The 2,659-nt window shown below is 58.0% G+C and carries 3 protein-coding genes; all 3 read left to right on the forward strand.

Annotated elements, in window-relative coordinates; all coding sequences use genetic code 11:
- Positions 1-73: 73 nt before the first annotated feature.
- Positions 74-934: an aminoglycoside N-acetyltransferase AAC(3)-IIe gene (aac(3)-IIe, locus tag GV764_RS18645; RefSeq protein ID WP_000557452.1), complete on the forward strand. Its 861-nt coding sequence runs from the start codon at positions 74-76 to the stop codon at positions 932-934.
- A gap of 12 nt (positions 935-946) precedes the next feature.
- Positions 947-1,489: an AAA family ATPase gene (locus GV764_RS18650; RefSeq protein ID WP_002063889.1), complete on the forward strand. Its 543-nt coding sequence runs from the start codon at positions 947-949 to the stop codon at positions 1,487-1,489.
- A gap of 91 nt (positions 1,490-1,580) precedes the next feature.
- Positions 1,581-2,659 (forward strand): IS3 family transposase gene (locus GV764_RS18655; RefSeq protein ID WP_164474117.1). Its coding sequence is split into 2 segments (ribosomal slippage), with 1,080 coding nucleotides annotated over them: positions 1,581-1,839 and positions 1,839-2,659; the frame shifts between segments, so codons are not numbered across the junction. This gene is flagged as partial in the annotation.

Below are 2,659 nucleotides of genomic sequence, written 5' to 3' on the forward strand. Positions count from 1 at the left end.
TTATCACCACCGACTATTTGCAACAGTGCCTCTCGATAGGTATAGTGTTTTGCAGTTTAGAGGAGATATCGCGATGCATACGCGGAAGGCAATAACGGAGGCAATTCGAAAATTAGGAGTCCAAACCGGTGACCTGTTGATGGTGCATGCCTCACTTAAAGCGATTGGTCCGGTCGAAGGAGGAGCGGAGACGGTCGTTGCCGCGTTACGCTCCGCGGTTGGGCCGACTGGCACTGTGATGGGATACGCGTCGTGGGACCGATCACCCTACGAGGAGACTCTGAATGGCGCTCGGTTGGATGACAAAGCCCGCCGTACCTGGCCGCCGTTCGATCCCGCAACGGCCGGGACTTACCGTGGGTTCGGCCTGCTGAATCAATTTCTGGTTCAAGCCCCCGGCGCGCGGCGCAGCGCGCACCCCGATGCATCGATGGTCGCGGTTGGTCCGCTAGCTGAAACGCTGACGGAGCCTCACGAACTCGGTCACGCCTTGGGGGAAGGGTCGCCCGTCGAGCGGTTCGTCCGCCTTGGCGGGAAGGCCCTGCTGTTGGGTGCGCCGCTAAACTCCGTTACCGCATTGCACTACGCCGAGGCGGTTGCGGATATCCCCAACAAACGATGGGTGACGTATGAGATGCCGATGCTTGGAAGAAACGGTGAAGTCGCCTGGAAAACGGCATCAGAATACGATTCAAACGGCATTCTCGATTGCTTTGCTATCGAAGGAAAGCCGGATGCGGTCGAAACTATAGCAAATGCTTACGTGAAGCTCGGTCGCCATCGAGAAGGTGTCGTGGGCTTTGCTCAGTGCTACCTGTTCGACGCGCAGGACATCGTGACGTTCGGCGTCACCTATCTTGAGAAGCACTTCGGAGCCACTCCGATCGTGCCAGCACACGAAGCCGCCCAGCGCTCTTGCGAGCCTTCCGGTTAGAGGCCGTCGACAATGATAATCTGGATCAACGGACCTTTCGGCGCCGGAAAGACGACTCTCGCTGAGCGGCTGCGCGATCGGCGTCCGAAATCGCTGATCTTTGACCCTGAGGAAATCGGGTTCGTGGTGAAAGAAACGGTCCCCATACCAGCGAGCGGAGACTATCAGGATCTCCCCTTGTGGAGGGGACTTACGATCGCTGCGGTCAGCGAGATTCGCAGGAATTACTCGCAGGACATCATCATCCCAATGACGCTCGTGCACCCGGACTATCTGACTGAGATACTCGACGGGTTAAGGCAGATCGACGATCAGCTGCTGCACATCTTTCTGATGCTTAACGAGGACCTATTGCGTCACCGGATCTCGAACCAGACCATGCATCCTGACCCGAATCGGAATGCGGAGATTCGAGAGTGGCGATTAGCGAATGTCGCCCGATGCTTGGCCGCAAGGGAACGGCTTCCGTCCACAACCCGTGTTCTCGATAGTGGTGCACACACCAGCGATGAACTTGCAGCGATGGTGCTCGACAGACTCGATCAGCGCACCTGATCGCCTTAGAGCTGGCTCGGGAAATCTGCACAGCGGGGATAAGTGGAGTTTCTGCCTGACTTCGGCTTAGATGCCGGGAACAGGAGAGACCATGACGAGACGACCGCGCCGGAACCATAGCCCGGCTTTCAAGGCGAAGGTGGCACTTGCCGCCATCCGAGGTGAGCAGACGCTGGTGGAGTTGTCCCAGCAGTTCGATGTGCACGCCAACCAGATCAAGCAATGGAAAGACCAGCTCCTTGAGGGGGCGACAGGTGTGTTCGGCGATGAAACGAAAGCGGAGCCGTCGGGTCCGACCATCGATGTCAAAACGCTGCACGCGAAAATCGGCGAACTGACACTGGAGAACGATTTTTTATCCGGTGCGCTCGGCAAGGCGGGATTGCTGGGCGGAAAGAAATGATCGACCGCGAGCACAAGCTATCCGTCGTGCGCCAGGCGAAGCTTCTCGGCTTCAGCCGTGGCAGCGTCTACTATCTGCCTCGTCCGGTGTCTGACGGCGATCTGGCCCTTATGCGCCGGATTGACGAATTGCATCTCGACTACCCCTTTGCCGGAAGTCGGATGTTGCAAGGGCTCTTGAGAGGAGAAGGTCTGGAGACCGGGCGGCGACACGTCGCCACGCTGATGAAGAAGATGGGCATCAAGGCGATCTACCGCCGCCCGAACACCTCGAAACCAGCGCCAGGGCACATACGAAAGCTGGCAGTCACCCGGCCCAATCAGGTGTGGGCAATGGACCTGACCTACATCCCCATGGCGCGGGGATTTGTCTATCTGTGCGCCGTCGTGGACTGGTTCAGCCGGAAGGTCTTGTCATGGCGGTTGTCGATCACGATGGAAGCAGCCTTCTGCATCGAGGCGGTGGAGGAGGCACTTGCCCGTCATGGCAGGCCGGAAATCTTCAATACCGACCAGGGATCGCAGTTCACCTCCATCGACTTCACCGCCGTGCTGAAGAGGTCACAGATTGCCATCTCGATGGATGGCAAGGGTGCGTGGCGAGACAATGTCTTCGTCGAGCGGCTCTGGCGTTCGATCAAATACGAGGAAGTCTACCTCCATGCCTACAAGACTGTGTCCGAGGCACGCGCTGGCATCGCCCGATATCTGAACTTCTACAACACCAGACGCCCACATTGGCACTGTTGCAAAGTTAGCGATGAGGCA

This window comes from Atlantibacter hermannii, assembly GCF_009907385.1.
Classification (GTDB): Bacteria; Pseudomonadota; Gammaproteobacteria; order Enterobacterales; family Enterobacteriaceae; genus Atlantibacter; species Atlantibacter hermannii_A.